Below are 15,803 nucleotides of genomic sequence, written 5' to 3' on the forward strand. Positions count from 1 at the left end.
CGCTATACAACGCAGGGCATAAAAAAATAAAATTGCTATGAAAATAAAATACTATTCTATGATAAGGCGTGATACATTGTTGCCAATTTTCACAAGGTAAACTCCGCCGGCAAGCCCACTGATGTCTACACTGTTTTCACCTTCGATGATGCGCTGCTCCATCAGCAATGCGCCGGTTATGCTGTATAGTGCCATTGGGTAGTCGGCATTGCTGCGGATGTTCACCGTGCCGCGGGCAGGGTTAGGGTAAACCGCGATGCCTGTTTGAGCAAAGCCGTCAGTGCCTGATGTCGGCAGCCTGAACTCGAGCCAGTTCATGTTAAACCCGGCTGCATTCAGCTTTATGGTCTGTACGCCCGCAGGAAGCGTTACCGTTGTGGTTATCGTTTCCCAGTTCTGCCAGCCTCCGGTGTTCGGAACGGCTATTGTACCAACCTCCGCATCTTCAGACAAAATTACTATGTTGCCGCCTGCAGCGCTCGCCACCCTGAAGTCTACTTCATAAAGCGTTGCTGTAGGAGATTCTATGTAATATTCCAGCCAGTCGCCGCCGTCTATCCAGCCAACGTTCTCGCCGCCGCCTTCATCTCCGGTGGCCTCCATGGCAATGCCAAACATATCGGTAAAGTCTTCTGCCTGTATCAATGCAGGTATAGGCACCGGTACTAGTTCGGGCTGTTCAGGCTCTTCTTCGGAAACTTCGCCGCAAACGTCGATTTCCCAGATGGAATAACCGTAAATGGTATTGCGTTCTGTACCATCCACACGGATGTAACGGTAGTCGTTGTCGATATTCTCAATTACGTCGGTACGCTCGCCGGCAGCCATGTCGGTAAGTATGGCAATATCTGTCCACGCAAGGCCGTCCGATGAGCCCCTTAACGTATAATCTTTAGCGTTGGCCGTTTCCCAGTCAATGGTCACTTTATCCACGTGGGTTATCACGCCAAGGTCGAGGGTAATGCTTTGCGGGTCGGCAGCAGCGCTTTCCCAGCGTGTACCGTCGTTATTGTCAATGGCCTGCTCGGCTGTGCCCGTCGTAGCGGTTGCCGATACCACCTCAAGGTCGGTACACGGCGGTGGTGTTCCCGACGAGCCGCACACCTGGAATTCGAATATGGAGTAGCCGTAAACAAGGTTCCTCGCTGTGCCGTGCATTTGAAGGTAGCGGTAATCGGCATCAATATCGTCGATAACATCCGTACGGTTGCCTTCTGCCATATCGGTATAGGCGCCAATCTCCACCCAGTTCTCACCGTCTTCAGAGCCGCTAAGGGTATAATCTTTTGCATTCGCAGCCTCCCAGTGGATGGTTACCGTATTTACGGTAGATACCGTGCCCAGGTCTACAGTGAAGGTCTGCGGGTCGGCAAAGGCGCTTTCCCAGCGTGAGCCCATGTTGCCATCTATACCCAGCGCAGCATTGCCCGAAGTGGCTGTAGCCGAAGCCGCGGCCAGCGTATAGCAGTCCTGTGGCGCCTGGCCTGTAGTAGGCAGTTCAGGATAGGTCATTAGTGTGTAGCCCGGCACTACAAACGTACCCACTACATTTCCTGTAGGACCGTAAATGGTACAGGTTTTTGCGGCTGCGGTAGGGTTGTAAGCCACCGCATGACTAAAGGCTCCGTTCTGCTCGAACACACTGCTCGAAGGGAAATCGGTGTGGTAGTCAAAGGAGAAGTCACCAAGGTTCTGGTTGGCATGGGCATAATAATAAGTCATTCCGGCCACATCATAATCCATGATATAGTTCGGGCTGTTAGTTGCCATTTCCATGTTATCGTCAAGGAAATCGGTAACATACTGCGGATCGAAAAGCAGCCTGAAGCCCAGCGCTACATGCGCCCAGTCGTCGCCAAACTGGTATTCGCTGGTGAATCCTTCTACAGCCTGGGTTTCGGTCATCATGTCTTCATACTCGCCCTCGGCCCATTCAGTGTCCATGGCCAGGTACTTGAAGCCCGGATTAACGGGAAGGTACTGTATGCCATGGATGTGCAGCGGGCTTGCGCTGAAATACGTGCCATAAGCAAATCCCTGGTTAGACAATATGCCTACCATGTTGTGCGCATAAGCCGGAGGCAGGTTGCGCACCTTCCAGTCGAACCAGTACTCCAGGGTAGCGTGCGCCTCACTGATGTAGCCAAAAGCAGCCGCATTGCGTATTTCGTCGTCGTCAAGCAGGTCGCCCAAAAGGAAAAGACCCGTCCATGACTGCATCGCTTCGGAAGTCGACTCCTGGTTGTTGCCTGTCGCCGAGCTCATGCCCCCGGCATAGCTATGCCCTATCCATGGGTCGAAAGTGCGCAGGTACGGCAGGAAATCGTCGTTTTTGTCCCAGTTGGCATATTGCCGGGCCACCAGCTTTATCATGTCGCCATACTGCGTAAGGAATTGCGGGTCTACCATCGAGTACATGGCGCAAGCCTGTATCAGGTAGCCGTAATGGAAATGGTTGTCTACAAATTCCGATGAGCCGTAGGACTCGTTAAAGCCTACTATGGCGCCCCAACGGTCGTAGCGTGCAAAATATTTTTCAGGCTCCCCCGGGCTATAGGTCAGCCAGTTCACCAGCGCATTCCTGGTTTTGGTCTTTAACGCATCGTATGACTGGTGGTTCACTTCTTTGGCCATCAGCGTGTATTTCGCAAAGTTTACAAGGTCCTTGCCACCCCAGTACGTATCGCCGCCATAGCCTTCCCTTGATGCATATTGCGAAATAAGGGTAAACATCTTGTCGGCATCATACGGGTTGGCATCGGTACCGTTGCTGTACGGAGAGTTATACGATGGCAGCACGCCGGTAAACTTGTAGCTGAACGAATGTGAGTTGCCTATTGCCGTTTTCAGCGTACCGCGCGGGGTAACGTAATTGTTGGCGGTAAAAGGAACACTGTGGGTGGTGTTCTCGTATAAATGCGGCAGGAAGCCCTGAATGGTGTTCCCTGCAGGGAGGCCCTTCAGGTTTTGGGTGGTAACATTCCATTCGGTATCTACCATGCCCAGTGCGGCATCATAATCATAGTCTACTTCGGTATTGATGACCTTATTAAAGGCATATGTATCATATTCTGCCAGGTGCGAAGGCGATGGCAAAGCCGAAATTACAAAGTAACTGTTGGCACCATTGCAGTTCAAAACCAGCTTTTCTTCTGCATCCGGGTTGCTCGCCCAGCGTGTGGCAAGGTTACCATCATTAAGGTTTGCGCCGATGAAGCCGCCCTGCACCGATGTCACTTCAACCGGCTTGCCCTGCGACAGCAATGTGGCGCCGTTATATACCTGCATTTCAAAAAGTGAGAAATCCCAGACAGTGCCCCTTTCCAAAAGGTTTAGCTTTACATAACGCCCCGATGTGGAAAGTGCGATGTCGTCAAGCCCGCCATTGCCGTTACTTTCCGGGAAAACGGTGGTGAAGTTTACATTGTCATTCGACACCTGTACCGTATAGCCTTTGGCGTAAGCGGCCTCCCAATGCAGTTTCAGGTTGGTTATGGGTTGTGCCGAACCGAGGTCGATCTTCACGAACTGCTGGCCTTCCATGTTTACAGTGATGTTAGGAGCCATGTGAACGCCAAAATAACGGCCGCTGCTCTGTATAACGAACGATCCCGTTGCAGGCAGCGTGAGCGGTGCACCGGTTCCGGTAAGATAGGTCGCGCCGGTATCGTAAGAGAACTCAGGGTTGATGCCCTGCGTCTCGATCCAGGTAAACGGTACGCCGTGCGCCATGGTGATGTCGATGTTCTTAGCACCCGTAGCATCGGGGATGCCCATTACCACGCCCCAGTCGCTCCAGTCCTTAGCAATGGCCTTAACAGGCGCATAACCTGTGGCTTTTATCCTGATGGCGCCACCGTATTCGATGTTGCTGCCATCCGGCACGAAGCTGTTGGGAAAAAATACGCGTGCACCGTACTCTTCGGCATCTACCATTAACGGATAGGCCCACAACAGGCCGCTGTACTGTTCGGCAATGATGCTCGTCCACCAGTCATTGGTAGGAATCGGCCGGGTTTCGCCATCCGACACATAAATAGGGCGGTCGTTGACAAAATAGCCAACATTTTCCGAAGCCGGCGGGAAGGACGCATAGCTGCCGGACCCTACCTGTACAGGTGTCTGTGAATATGCCCCCCACATTCCGGCAGCCAAAAAGGCCGCACATAGATAAAGGTGTTTCATATTATAAGAATTAGATGTTTGGTTATACAGTTGTAAATTTTAATCCCAATTATTTTTACTATTCACTTAATTTTAGATTTAATTTTGAGGAATAGTGAATTACAAAAATATCAAGCCTGATTTACATAGCTGCTACGGGTGTAGTCATGTATAGGCTGTGCGGATAAAAAAATTTCGAAAACGTTAACGGCAACCGAATGTTGATGCTTTGTTGAGGCAAAATTGTGGTGGAAGGTAAAATTGTAGCCCTAAAGAAGTATGTATGTAAAAACTATACAAAAATGCCAAAACATTATATATCAACAAATTAACATTTTTACGTGATTTTAAGGCGATTAGTTTTTGGATTCCCCATAAACGCCTATTTTCACAAAAATTACAAGTTTCAAATTAATTGCATATGCGCAGCTATTCGGAAATCGCCGTCAAAGATATAACAAAAGACATTTGGCACCTCAAAGAGGAGGTTATCTTTTACCTGAGCCATTTCGACGGCTTTACCGGCCGGGATTAACATTGTATTACAGGAAGCTGAGGACGCGTACAATCCACCTTCTAGTCATAGCCGGCAAAATCCATACGCTACTTCAATTCGTAACAAATGTCCTTTTTTATATTCCCCCTAAAACCCTATATTTGCGGTTCATTCCATTACAACACAACAACAATGCAGCAATTATCCGAACTGAATGCCATATCCCCTATTGACGGGAGGTACCGTGGCAAAACCGCATCATTATCCCGTTATTTTTCCGAAGAGGCGCTCATACGCTACCGCGTGCTTGTGGAAATCGAATATTTCATTGCCCTGTGCGAACTTCCGTTACCGCAGCTAACCGGTGTGGACAAAAACCTGTTCGGGCAGCTGAGGGAGATCTATAAGAACTTTACAGCAGAAGATGCGCAGCAGATAAAGGAAATTGAAAAAACTACCAACCACGACGTGAAGGCCGTGGAATATTTCATAAAGAAAGCGTTTGACCAACTGGCGCTTGAGGCCTATAAGGAATTCATCCATTTTGGCTTAACATCCCAGGACATTAACAATACCGCCATACCGCTTTCTACAAAAGAAGCTTTTGAGGACGTGTACCTGCCATCGCTCATTGCCGTGATCGCAAAGCTGAAAGAGCTAAGCGTGGAGTGGGCCAACGTACCCATGCTGGCACGCACGCACGGGCAGCCGGCCTCGCCTACCCGACTGGGCAAGGAAATAGGAGTATTTGTGGAGCGTTTGGAAGAACAGATGCGCCTGCTGTTCAACATACCGTTTGCAGCAAAATTCGGAGGGGCTACGGGCAACTTCAATGCGCATTTTGTAGCGTATCCTAAAAACGACTGGAGACAGTTCGGGAATGATTTTGTAGAAGGCACCCTTGGCCTAAAGCACTCCTTCCCTACTACACAAATTGAACATTATGACCATTTTGCGGCCTTTTTTGACGCATTAAAGCGTATCAATACCATCATTATCGACCTGGACAGGGATATCTGGACCTATGTGTCGATGGATTATTTCAAGCAAAAGATAAAAGCAGGCGAAATAGGCTCTTCAGCCATGCCGCACAAGGTGAATCCAATTGACTTTGAGAACTCCGAAGGCAACCTGGGCATCGCCAACGCGATTTTTGAGCACCTTTCGGCCAAGCTGCCGCTATCCAGGTTGCAGCGCGACCTTACTGACAGCACCGTACTGCGCAACATAGGCGTACCGATGGGGCATACGCTCATCTCTTTCGAAGCCACGCTGAAAGGCCTGAACAAGCTGCTGCTGAATGCCGACAAGTTTGCCGAAGACCTCGAGAAAAACTGGGCTGTTGTTGCCGAAGCCATACAGACCATACTGCGCCGCGAGGGCTACCCGAACCCGTATGAAGCACTGAAAGACCTGACGCGTACTAATACGATAATCGACCAGAATGCGATACAATCGTTCATCGGTAACCTAAAGGTAAGCGATGCCGTTAAGAAGGAGCTGATGCAGATTACCCCGGCCAATTACCTGGGCATACAGCCGTAGGCGAAATCACAAATTGTTAAATCCTGTTTAAATTTCACCACCCCGCTTAACAAGTTTTTCCTACAACGATAAAATTTGGTATATTGCGGGAAAGGGGAAATTTAAACGGGATTTTTTATGCCAAACAAAATACTGATACTTTTTGCGCATCCGCTGTTCGAAAAATCGAACGCCAACAATGTGCTGGTAAAGCACATACCAAAATCCCCAAACATTACCTTTCACGACCTGTACCAGGAGTACCCTGAGTTTGACATTGACATGAAGCGCGAACAGGAACTGCTTTATAATCACGACATCATAATTTGGCACCATCCCATGTACTGGTACAGCTGCCCTCCCCTGCTCAAGCAATGGATAGACATCGTACTGGAACACGGCTGGGCCTATGGCAGCGAAGGTTTTGCCCTCAAGGGCAAACTCCTTATGCAGGCCATCACGACAGGCGGCAAAAAGGAAAACTATTCACCAACCGGCCGCGACCGCTTTACCATAGCGCAGTTATTAGAACCCTTTTGCCAAACGGCTATGGTATGCCGCATGCATTACCTTCCGCCCTTTGTGGTACACGGAACACACTCTATGGATGAGCAGGGCTACGAGAAGAACGGAAGGCTGTATGCCGATGTCTTAAATTACCTTGAAAACAATGAAATAAACCCTAAGGAACTGGAAGGGCAACATTACTTTAACGACTGGTTTAAAACTAAAAACAGGTAACTATGGCAGAGGGATTCTTTTTTCAGGCGCTCATCTACCTGGCCGCAGCGGTTATCTGTGTGCCGATAGCCAAAAAACTTGGGCTCAGCTCCATATTGGGCTACCTTTTTGCAGGCATCATAATTGGCCCTTACGTACTGGGCTTCATCGGGCAGGAAGGACAGGACATCATGCACTTTGCCGAGTTTGGCGTTGTAATGATGCTGTTCCTCATAGGGCTGGAACTCGAACCGCATAAATTCTGGCGCATGCGGCGCATCATTATTGGCATGGGCAGCCTGCAGGTACTGGCTACTACAACTGTACTTTTTATTGCCTGCTCGTTCGTACTGCGCTGGCATTGGCAGGAAACCCTGGCGATCTCGCTGGCGCTCACGCTTTCTTCTACAGCGATTGTGATGCAGACATTAAAAGAAAAAGGGCTTACCAATACATCAATGGGCCGCTCTTCATTCGCTGTATTGCTGTTCCAGGACATAGCGGTAATCCCTATCATGGCGATACTCCCGCTTATTGCAGGCACCACCGTAGTAAACGAAAGCAATGAACAGTCGCTCATATCGCATTTAGGCTGGATACAGGCCCCCATCGTATTGGGAACCATAGGCTTTGTATACCTCGGGGGGCGCTTCATCATCATTCCGCTGCTGCATGTAGTGGCCCGTACGAGGCTGCAGGAGCTTTTCACTGCCTCAGCGCTTCTGTTGGTTATGAGTGTATCATTCATGATGCAGCTGGTCGGCCTTAGCCCCGCATTGGGCGCGTTCCTGGCGGGACTGGTATTGGCCAACAGCGAATTCCGCCATGAGCTGGAAGGCGATATAGCCCCGTTCAAAGGTTTGCTTTTGGGATTGTTCTTTATCGGTGTGGGAGCATCGATCGATTTCCGGCTCATAATGGCCGATCCGGCATTTATCATCATTTTTTCTACCATATTCAACACCATAAAGTTCTTTGTACTGCTTATGGTGGGGAAAATCTATAAAAAAAGCTCCGACCAGAATATCCTATTCTCCTTTGCGCTTAGCCAGGCCGGGGAATTCGGTTTTGTGATACTGTCATTTGCCATACAGCTGGGGCTGATGCAGACAGAACTTGCCAACCAGATGATGGCTGTAATAGCCCTGAGCATGATAGGCACGCCTTTCCTTTTGCTCATTAACGAACGCTTCATCGACCCGTTCTTTGGCGTTAAGGAAAAGCAGCCTAAAAACGACTATGACGATATTGATGAGAATAACGATGTGATTATTGCCGGTTTTGGGAATTTCGGGAGCACTATCGTCCGCCTGCTGAAAACCAACGGCATACCGGCTACCGTACTCGACATGGACAGCGACAGGGTGGATTCGCTCCGCAAAATGGGCTTTAAGGTGTATTATGGCGATGCCTCGAGGCTGGAGTTGCTCAAAGCCGCCGGTTGCGATAATGCCAAGCTGTTCATTGCGGCGATAGATAACCCGCGCGTAAACCTGCAGGTAGTGGAAATGATAAAGAAACATTTCCCAAATCTCAAAATACTGGCGCGTGCACGCAACCGAAGCGATGCCTTTGAGCTTGTGGATATGGGCGTGCATGACTTTTACCGCGAAAATCTTTACAGCGCCGTGCACCTTGGAGTGGATGCATTGGTAGAACTGGGGCACAGGCGCTATACAGCCACGCGCCAGGGGCAGCGCTTCATGAAGTATGACGAACAGTCCATACACAGGCTGGCTGAGAAAAGGCACGACAAAAAAGCATTCCTTATGACTGCTAAAGAAGAGATAGAACTACAGGAGCACCTGCTGAAGAATGACCTGTATGCACAGCTTGGCGCGAACGACCATGCCTGGGAAAGCGCCGACCTTAGGCGGGAAGCCGAAGATAATAGCGAAAAGAAAGAGGATTGAATATTATTTTTTTAATATTTCTTATAGTAGCATTGTGAGCGCAGTTTACGGAGCGCGGCATTTTTCCTGCGCTATGAGATATTGAAATAAAAAGATTGCTTTAGCTTACCCACGTTGGCCGGGTCGTTCGTCCCCCGCAATGACTGCCCTAAATGAGGCAAAAAATTAAGTAAAAACACTACAACACCTTCACCAACTCCCCGGTAAGGTTTTTTCTTGAATACTGCTGCAGGCCTATAGGATGCGAACGCAGCGTACCTTTTTGGTATTCCTCAAAATAACCCGATAGGGTTTGCTTCAGCTTTTCCTTTTCAGAATAGGTAAGAAACACACCTGTGTTGGTGGATTTAATGATGTCCGCAAAGTCGGCGCCCTCAGGACCTATAGCGATTATCGGCCTTTCAGAGACCATGTATTCAAATAATTTTCCGGGAATGATGCATTTTGTGTCGGGGCTGTCAATTTCGACTAACAATAGCACCTGTGACTTTCGTTGTTCAGCAATGGCGGTTTCATGCGGCACATAGCCAAGGCTGTTAACATAGCTATCGAGCCCGGCCTCAGATATGGAACGCAGCACCTCCTGGCTTACCGCACCGATGAGCTTAAATTGGAATGCTTCACGGAAAGCCTCATTCTCCCCTATTAATTCTGCCAAAGCTTCCCATAATATCTCCGGATTGCGCTCTGAAAGGAAGGAACCAATGTGCGCCAGCGTGAATTTATCATCCAGGGGCTGCTTTTGCACCTTTTCCACATCGTAACCATTAGTAATCACATGGATGGGCCTTTGCGTAAGCGCTTCAAATTCTTTCTTAGTGGTTGGGCTGGTCACGATAATGGCATCCGCTGAAGTAAGCACCTGCTTTTCCAGCGCCTTGTGCTTTTTTTCTGCGGATGCAGACAATTTCAATTCCTTGTGGTAGCCAATGGTTGTCCACGGGTCGCGGAAGTCGGCCAGCCATTTTACAGAAAGTTTTTCCTGTAGTCGCAGGCCTGTGAGGTGCAGGCTGTGCGGCGGCCCGGTCGTGATGATCGTGTCAATACCGTTTTCCTTGATGTACTTTGATAAATACGCAACAGAGGGCTTCACCCACAGTACGCGCGCATCGGGGATGAACAGGTTGCCCCTCACCCACAGCAGCATGCGCTGGATGAGCGACTGTTTTTTCTTATTGGGGATGATGCCCGAACTGATCTTTTTGGTACTGCCTTTGGAGAACATCGAAGCCCATGCATAGGGTTCGGTGATCTTTTGCCTGATGATGGTAACATCCGGCCTCACTTCTGCCAGCAGGCCTTTGTCGACCAACGGATAGGTTGGATTTTCAGGAATGTACACCACAGGCTCCACACCATACTCCGGCAGGTACTTGACGAACTTGAGCCAGCGCTGCACGCCAGGCCCACCCGCAGGCGGCCAGTAGTAGGTTATGATGAGGACTTTTCTCAAGACTATTAGATGTAAGACTTTAAGATATTAGACTACTGCTTGAACTGGGACTGAGACTGAGACTTTTTCTTCGTTTCAAAATAAATACCGCCTGCCAGCAATAACAGCATGCCTATAAAGCTGAACAACGCGATCTTGCTGCCTGTTTGTACTACCTGCGGTTCAAATTTAAACTCGATGGTATGCCTGCCCGCCGGCACATTCATGGCACGAAGCACATAATCGGCGCGGAAATGAGGTGCAGGCTTACCGTCGATAAAGGCATTCCAGCCATCGGCATAATACATTTCAGAGAACACAGCCAGCCCTTCGTTAGCATTGTTGGCGCTATACTTCAGGTAGTTTGGCTTTTCGGTTACCAGCTTTATAGTTGCGGTGCTGTCTGTAGCAAAAGATGTCTTTTTAACGGCATCGGCAAACTCGGCCTTGTTGATAACGGCAACTTCTTTGGTATTGATTTCTTTAAGTGACTGCAATTCGCCATCGGCATTGTCAACCGCTTTCACTTTATCTACAAACCATGCCGAACCGTTGGCAAACGGATTGGTTACGGGTATTTCCCCTTCTTCATTGGCAGGAAGCAGTACATACTTCACATTCAGCATGTCGAGCACAGGAACCGGCTTGTTGAACGACAATGTCTGCTGGTCGATCGAGCCTACGATGTTGCTTATGCCCGGTTCTACAATGTAGTTGAACAGTTGCTCGAACCTGCGCGGCCTTACGGCACTGTATCCGCCTACTGCCTTGTGGAAGTAGGACGTGCGCCCCTGAAGCCTGCCCTGGAAGCTGTACACCCTGTAGTCTGACGTATCCTTCAGTATGAATTCGTCGGCTTCTGTTGGCTGGAACGGTGCATCTACATCACGTGCCACCTTGAAATTCTCGGTGTTTACATAATTCCTGTCGATAAAATACAGGTCGGACACTATTAGTACACCTACCACTATTACCGCTACTGTATTGGATATCTTGCCCTTGATGAACAGCCACAAACCGGCAGCAGCCAATAGTATGAAGATACCGGAACGCATCAGGTCGGCCGAATACATGTCCTTGCGCTGCTGTACAAGCGCATCGATGAAGCCCGGCAGCTTGCCGAACATTTCGTCGTATCGTGCATCATTAAGGCCGGAAAAGCTGAACTGCCCCTTGATAAGCATGAGGAACACAAGCGTGCCCAATGCCACGGCTGCCGATACCCACAGGGCTTTCCATTGTTCTGCCTTTTCTGACTTAAAGAAGGCCTGGAGCCCCATGAACGCCAGCACCGGCATGCACAGTTCCAGTATGACCTGTATGGACGAAACCGCCCTGAACTTATCGTAAAACGGTACATTATTAATGAAGAAATCCGTTAGTGCCGGGAAGTTCTTGCCCCATGATAGCAGCAATGACACTATCGCACCGGCCAGGAATGCATATTTAAGCTGCCTTTTGTCAATAATAAGGCAAAGTATCGCCAAAAAGAATATGATGGCCCCAATGTATGCCGGTGCCTCTACTATAGGCTGTTCGCCCCAGTAAGTGGGCAGGTTTTTTACAAAACCTTCGGCCTGGGCGGGTTCTGCACCAAGGCCAAGCACATATTCGTACATGTGCGAATCCTTGCCAACATCCTCCCCGTTGCCACCGCCAAAAAGCCTTGGGGCAATAAGGTTAAAGCTTTCAGCCTTGCCATAGCTGTATTCGGTGATGTAATCGTGGTCCATTGACGAGGTGGTCGTATTTTTGCTGCCGTCCGGATTGGTAGTCAGCTCGCTCTTGCCACGTATACTGGCGTCGGCATACTCAGAAGTTGCCATCAGGTTGGTAGCGTTCGCCCCCAGTGCCAATAATCCGGCAACCGCAAATACAGCCGCAGAAATGCCCAAGTGCTTGTATTCTCTAGTTTTAATGACGTGTACCGGGTAATATAAGTAGATAACAAATAACAGGATCAGCAAATAGTACGTCATCTGGAAGTGGTTGGCGTTGATCTCAAGCGCTGCGGCAACCATGGTAAGCAGCCCGCCTATGATGTATTCGCGCCTGAAAACCAGCAGCACACCGGCCACGACCATCGGCATATAGGCTATGGCATGGGCCTTGGCGTTATGCCCCACCCCAAGTATGATGACCAGGTAGGTAGACAAACCAAAGGCCAGCGCGCCGAAGAAAGCCTTGAGCGGATTCATTTTCAGGGTGCAAAGCAGTATGTAGAAACCGAGGAAATACACAAACATATAGTCGGCCGGGCGGGGAAGGAAACGTATGGCGCTGTCCAGTTGCTTGATGTAGTTGTGCGGGTAATTGGCTCCCATCTGGTAGGTAGGCATACCTCCAAAAGCGCTGTTGGTCCAATACGGTTCTTCACCGGTTGCCTTACGGAAGTCGTTTTGCTCCTTGGCCATGCCTGTATATTGCACAATATCCGACTGGAACATTTTCTTGCCCTGCAGTACAGGGTAAAAATAGATGAGCGAAACGGTTATGAAACCGATGATGGCCAGCAAATGCGGGTAAATCCTGTTCAGGTTCTTCATAAAAAGCATGGTTTGTAAAAACGCCGTGAAGATACTTATTTTCCTGATAATTCCTGATAACACAGCGGAATTAATACCTGCCGCCAATAAAAAACCCTTCACAGGGAAGGGTCAATTTTATAGCTACTCTATCTCTTCAAAATCAATGTATTCGCCTACTTTTTTCTTTTCCTTGGGTTTTTCCGCAGATGATGTGCCGGACTGCTGCTGGTACTGCTGCTGCATATTTTGCTGCTGGTCATAAAAATTTTGCTGTGCTTTTTTTACCACCTGTTGTACCAGTACCGGTGCCAACAGCCTGAATGCTATTCTTATAGCATAATAAACCAGTATCAAAATTGCGATCGTCCTTAAAAATCCGCTGAAAGATGCCGTATCCATGTCTCTTAAAATTTTACCAAAAATAATTAATCTGTCCCTTAAAATTGAATTGCGGCTCTTAAAATAATAATAAATATACTACATTTGAAAAACCCAAAATATCCGTCCAATAAACGAGCCAAACAACATGATTGTCATAAAAAAAATTTTCGTGCTTGTCACAGCCCTGGCCGCGGCAACGGCAACAGCACAATATACGGATGAGATCAACAGCAACAGGCCCGGCAAATCGATGTCGGCATTTGCCGTCGGCGAAACCGTACTGCAGTTCGAAACCGGGATATATGGCATTTGGGAAAAGCACGACGTTCTTAATTATGAAGCCAAAGGCGGCGGGTTTGATGCCCAGATTCGCTACGGCGCCTTTATGGAAGAACTGGAATTTGTTGCCGACCTGCAATACCAGATTGATGCCTATACCAATGCATTGGAAACCTATATGCGCAACGATTTCCGGCAGGTAACCATAGGGGCAAAATACATGTTTTATGACCCCGACAAAAATTATCACCCCGAACCCAACATCTATAGCTGGAAAGTCAACCAAAAGTGGAAGTGGCGTAACCTTATTCCTGCAATGGGCGTTTACGCAGGCGCCAACCTGATAGGGAAAAACAATCCGTACACCTTCCCTACCGACGGCTTTAGCCCGAAGGTGATGCTGATAACCCACAACCATTTCGGCAAGTGGGTTTTGATCAATAACATTATTGCTGACAAAGTAACGACAGATTATCCGAGTTATGGTGTCATTTCTACCATAACACGTGGCTTTAATGCCAAATGGTCAGGTTTCCTGGAGTTCCAGGGCTACAAGAGCGACTGGTATGCCGACGGCATTTTCCGTACCGGGGCGGCCTACCTGTTCAGCCCCATGATGCAGTTTGATGCTTCCGTAAGTGGCAACATCAAGAACACCCCAATGATATTGTATGGAGGCCTGGGCTTTTCCTGGCGATTTGACGCCGATTACAACGATATTCTCCTGCCCGGAAAAGGTGACCGTGAAGACGAGCTGAAAAAGGAGCAGGAAAAACAGAAAAAAGATAAAGAAAAGAAAAGGGAAGAAAGGAAAAGGAAACGCCGTGATGCTGTAGTACCGGAACCTGAACCTGCCCCTGACGGAGGAAAATAAGCGATGATTACGATTAAAGAAGCTAAGACAAAAAAGGAAATAAAAGACTTTGTAACATTTCCTTTTGAACTGTATAAAGGCAACCCCTATTGGGTACCGCCATTGATCAATGATGAGCTTGAAGGTTTTGACAAGGACAAAAACCCCGCGTTTGCAAACGCCGAGGCTAAATTTTACCTGGCGTACAAAAACGGTAAGATAGCCGGCAAGGTTGCAGCCATCGTAAATTGGGAGGAAGTCAATAACCAGGATAAGAAGAAAGTGCGCTTTGGATGGTTTGATGTTATTGACGATATTGAAGTGACCAAAGCACTGCTTGAAAAAGTATATGAATTTGGCCGTGGGCACAACCTGGAATATGCCGAAGGGCCCATGGGGTTTTCCAACCTGGACAAAGTAGGCGCACTGACCGAAGGCTTTGACCAGCCGGGCACAATGGTTACCTGGTATAATTATCCCTATTACAAAGAGCATTTCGAAAAGCTGGGCTTTGTTATGGAAAAGGAATACCGCGAGAGCATTTTTTCGTTTAATGACGTCGATCCTGCGCCTTTCCTGAAAGCCAGCGAACTTATAAAGAAGCGCTACGGGCTGAAGCCAATCAATTTCAAATCGACCAAAGAGGTAATGCCGTATGTAGACAGGATGTTTGACCTGTTTAACGAAACGTATGAAAAACTGTCGTCGTTTGTCGCGGTTTCGGACCTACAGAAAGAGTTCTTCAAAAAGAAGTATGTTGGCCTCATCAATCCTGATTATATAAAATTCATTGAAGATGAAAACGGAAGGCTCGTCGCCTTCACGATCGTCATGCCTGACTTTTCAGGGGCGCTGAGAAAGGCAAACGGGAAGCTTTTCCCATTCGGGTTCATCCACCTGCTAAAAGCTAAAAAAAGCAGCCGCGACGTGGTTTTCTACCTCATTGGCATCCTGCCGGAATACCAGAATAAAGGCGTTACAGCCATAATCTTTGAGGAGTATTACAAAGTGTTCAAAAAGTACAATATCCGCAACTGCATACGTACCCCTGAACTGGAAGACAACTACGCCATGCACAATTTATGGAAAAACTTTAACCCCGTTGTAAACAAGCGTAGGAGGACCTACCGAAAAGATTTATAATTTTTTAGCCAATCCGCAATCCATTTTCTACTTTAAAATCAGGCGCCAGCAGCACTACGTCGCCCTCCTGCCCTACCGCGCCCAGCACAAGGCATTCGCTCATGAATTTGCCGATCTGCTTTTTAGGGAAGTTCACCACCGCGACTACCTGCCGCCCGATAAGGTCCTCTTTAGCATAACGCCTGGTTATTTGTGCTGAAGATTTGCGTATGCCGACAGCAGCGCCAAAATCTATCGTCAATTGATATGCGGGTTTGCGGGCTTCGGGAAAATCATTGGCTTCAATGATGGTTCCCACGCGCATTTCTGTTTTTTCAAATTCTTCCCAGGTAAGCATTGGTTACAGGTTTAAAGTTTCAGGTTCAAAATT

10 protein-coding genes are annotated in these 15,803 nt (G+C 48.4%); 5 read left to right on the top strand and 5 right to left on the bottom strand.

The features are described 5' to 3' along the window. Positions 1-51: 51 nt before the first annotated feature. Positions 52-4,185 (bottom strand): galactose-binding domain-containing protein, encoded by a 4,134-nt coding sequence (locus OGH69_RS03615; protein WP_265173073.1) that lies wholly within the window; start codon positions 4,183-4,185, stop codon positions 52-54. Positions 4,186-4,852: 667 nt separating this feature from the next. Here OGH69_RS03615 and purB point away from each other — a divergent pair. The 3 genes from purB (at position 4,853) to OGH69_RS03630 (ending at position 8,817) form a co-directional block, all read left to right on the top strand. Next, positions 4,853-6,205, top strand: coding sequence for an adenylosuccinate lyase (gene purB, locus OGH69_RS03620; RefSeq protein WP_265173074.1), 1,353 nt, complete (start codon positions 4,853-4,855; stop codon positions 6,203-6,205). Between the two features lie 117 nt (positions 6,206-6,322). Further along, on the top strand, positions 6,323-6,925 hold the full coding sequence (locus OGH69_RS03625) for an NAD(P)H-dependent oxidoreductase (protein ID WP_265173075.1): 603 nt from the start codon (positions 6,323-6,325) through the stop codon (positions 6,923-6,925). 2 nt (positions 6,926-6,927) lie between these two features. Next, complete coding sequence (locus tag OGH69_RS03630; RefSeq protein ID WP_265173076.1) at positions 6,928-8,817, top strand: monovalent cation:proton antiporter-2 (CPA2) family protein; 1,890 nt, start codon at positions 6,928-6,930, stop codon at positions 8,815-8,817. A gap of 178 nt (positions 8,818-8,995) precedes the next feature. On the opposite strand, the gene OGH69_RS03635 is transcribed toward OGH69_RS03630, so the two are convergent. The 3 genes from OGH69_RS03635 to OGH69_RS03645 all read right to left on the bottom strand — a co-directional run bounded on the left by OGH69_RS03635 (position 8,996) and on the right by OGH69_RS03645 (position 13,176). Then, positions 8,996-10,276 carry a glycosyltransferase family 4 protein gene (locus tag OGH69_RS03635; protein ID WP_265173108.1) on the bottom strand — a complete coding sequence of 427 codons (1,281 nt, stop codon included), beginning with the start codon at positions 10,274-10,276 and terminating at the stop codon, positions 8,996-8,998. 26 nt (positions 10,277-10,302) lie between these two features. After that, complete coding sequence (locus OGH69_RS03640) at positions 10,303-12,795, bottom strand: YfhO family protein (RefSeq protein WP_265173077.1); 2,493 nt, start codon at positions 12,793-12,795, stop codon at positions 10,303-10,305. Positions 12,796-12,918: 123 nt separating this feature from the next. Continuing rightward, positions 12,919-13,176, bottom strand: coding sequence for a DUF4834 family protein (locus tag OGH69_RS03645; RefSeq protein ID WP_265173078.1), 258 nt, complete (start codon positions 13,174-13,176; stop codon positions 12,919-12,921). Between the two features lie 151 nt (positions 13,177-13,327). Between OGH69_RS03645 and OGH69_RS03650 the strand changes: the two genes are divergently transcribed. After that, positions 13,328-14,311, top strand: a complete 984-nt coding sequence (locus OGH69_RS03650; RefSeq protein ID WP_265173079.1) for a transporter — start codon at positions 13,328-13,330, stop codon at positions 14,309-14,311. Positions 14,312-14,314: 3 nt separating this feature from the next. Then, positions 14,315-15,433, top strand: coding sequence for a GTP cyclohydrolase (locus OGH69_RS03655; protein WP_265173080.1), 1,119 nt, complete (start codon positions 14,315-14,317; stop codon positions 15,431-15,433). Positions 15,434-15,437: 4 nt separating this feature from the next. Here OGH69_RS03655 and OGH69_RS03660 read toward each other — a convergent pair whose 3' ends face one another. Continuing rightward, positions 15,438-15,770, bottom strand: coding sequence for a tRNA-binding protein (locus OGH69_RS03660; protein ID WP_265173081.1), 333 nt, complete (start codon positions 15,768-15,770; stop codon positions 15,438-15,440). Positions 15,771-15,803: the final 33 nt, after the last annotated feature.

Origin of the sequence: Flavobacterium sp. MFBS3-15 (genome assembly GCF_026107645.2) — a bacterium.
GTDB lineage: Bacteria > Bacteroidota > Bacteroidia > Flavobacteriales > Flavobacteriaceae > Flavobacterium.

Bases quoted from the DNA above. Each gene is read 5' to 3' on its own strand.
- OGH69_RS03615 (WP_265173073.1), bottom strand. From the start codon at position 4,185: ATGAAACACCTTTATCTATGTGCGGCCTTTTTGGCTGCCGGAATGTGG.
- purB (WP_265173074.1), top strand. From the start codon at position 4,853: ATGCAGCAATTATCCGAACTGAATGCCATATCCCCTATTGACGGGAGG.
- OGH69_RS03625 (WP_265173075.1), top strand. From the start codon at position 6,323: ATGCCAAACAAAATACTGATACTTTTTGCGCATCCGCTGTTCGAAAAA.
- OGH69_RS03630 (WP_265173076.1), top strand. From the start codon at position 6,928: ATGGCAGAGGGATTCTTTTTTCAGGCGCTCATCTACCTGGCCGCAGCG.
- OGH69_RS03640 (WP_265173077.1), bottom strand. From the start codon at position 12,795: ATGAAGAACCTGAACAGGATTTACCCGCATTTGCTGGCCATCATCGGT.
- OGH69_RS03645 (WP_265173078.1), bottom strand. From the start codon at position 13,176: ATGGATACGGCATCTTTCAGCGGATTTTTAAGGACGATCGCAATTTTG.
- OGH69_RS03655 (WP_265173080.1), top strand. From the start codon at position 14,315: ATGATTACGATTAAAGAAGCTAAGACAAAAAAGGAAATAAAAGACTTT.
- OGH69_RS03660 (WP_265173081.1), bottom strand. From the start codon at position 15,770: ATGCTTACCTGGGAAGAATTTGAAAAAACAGAAATGCGCGTGGGAACC.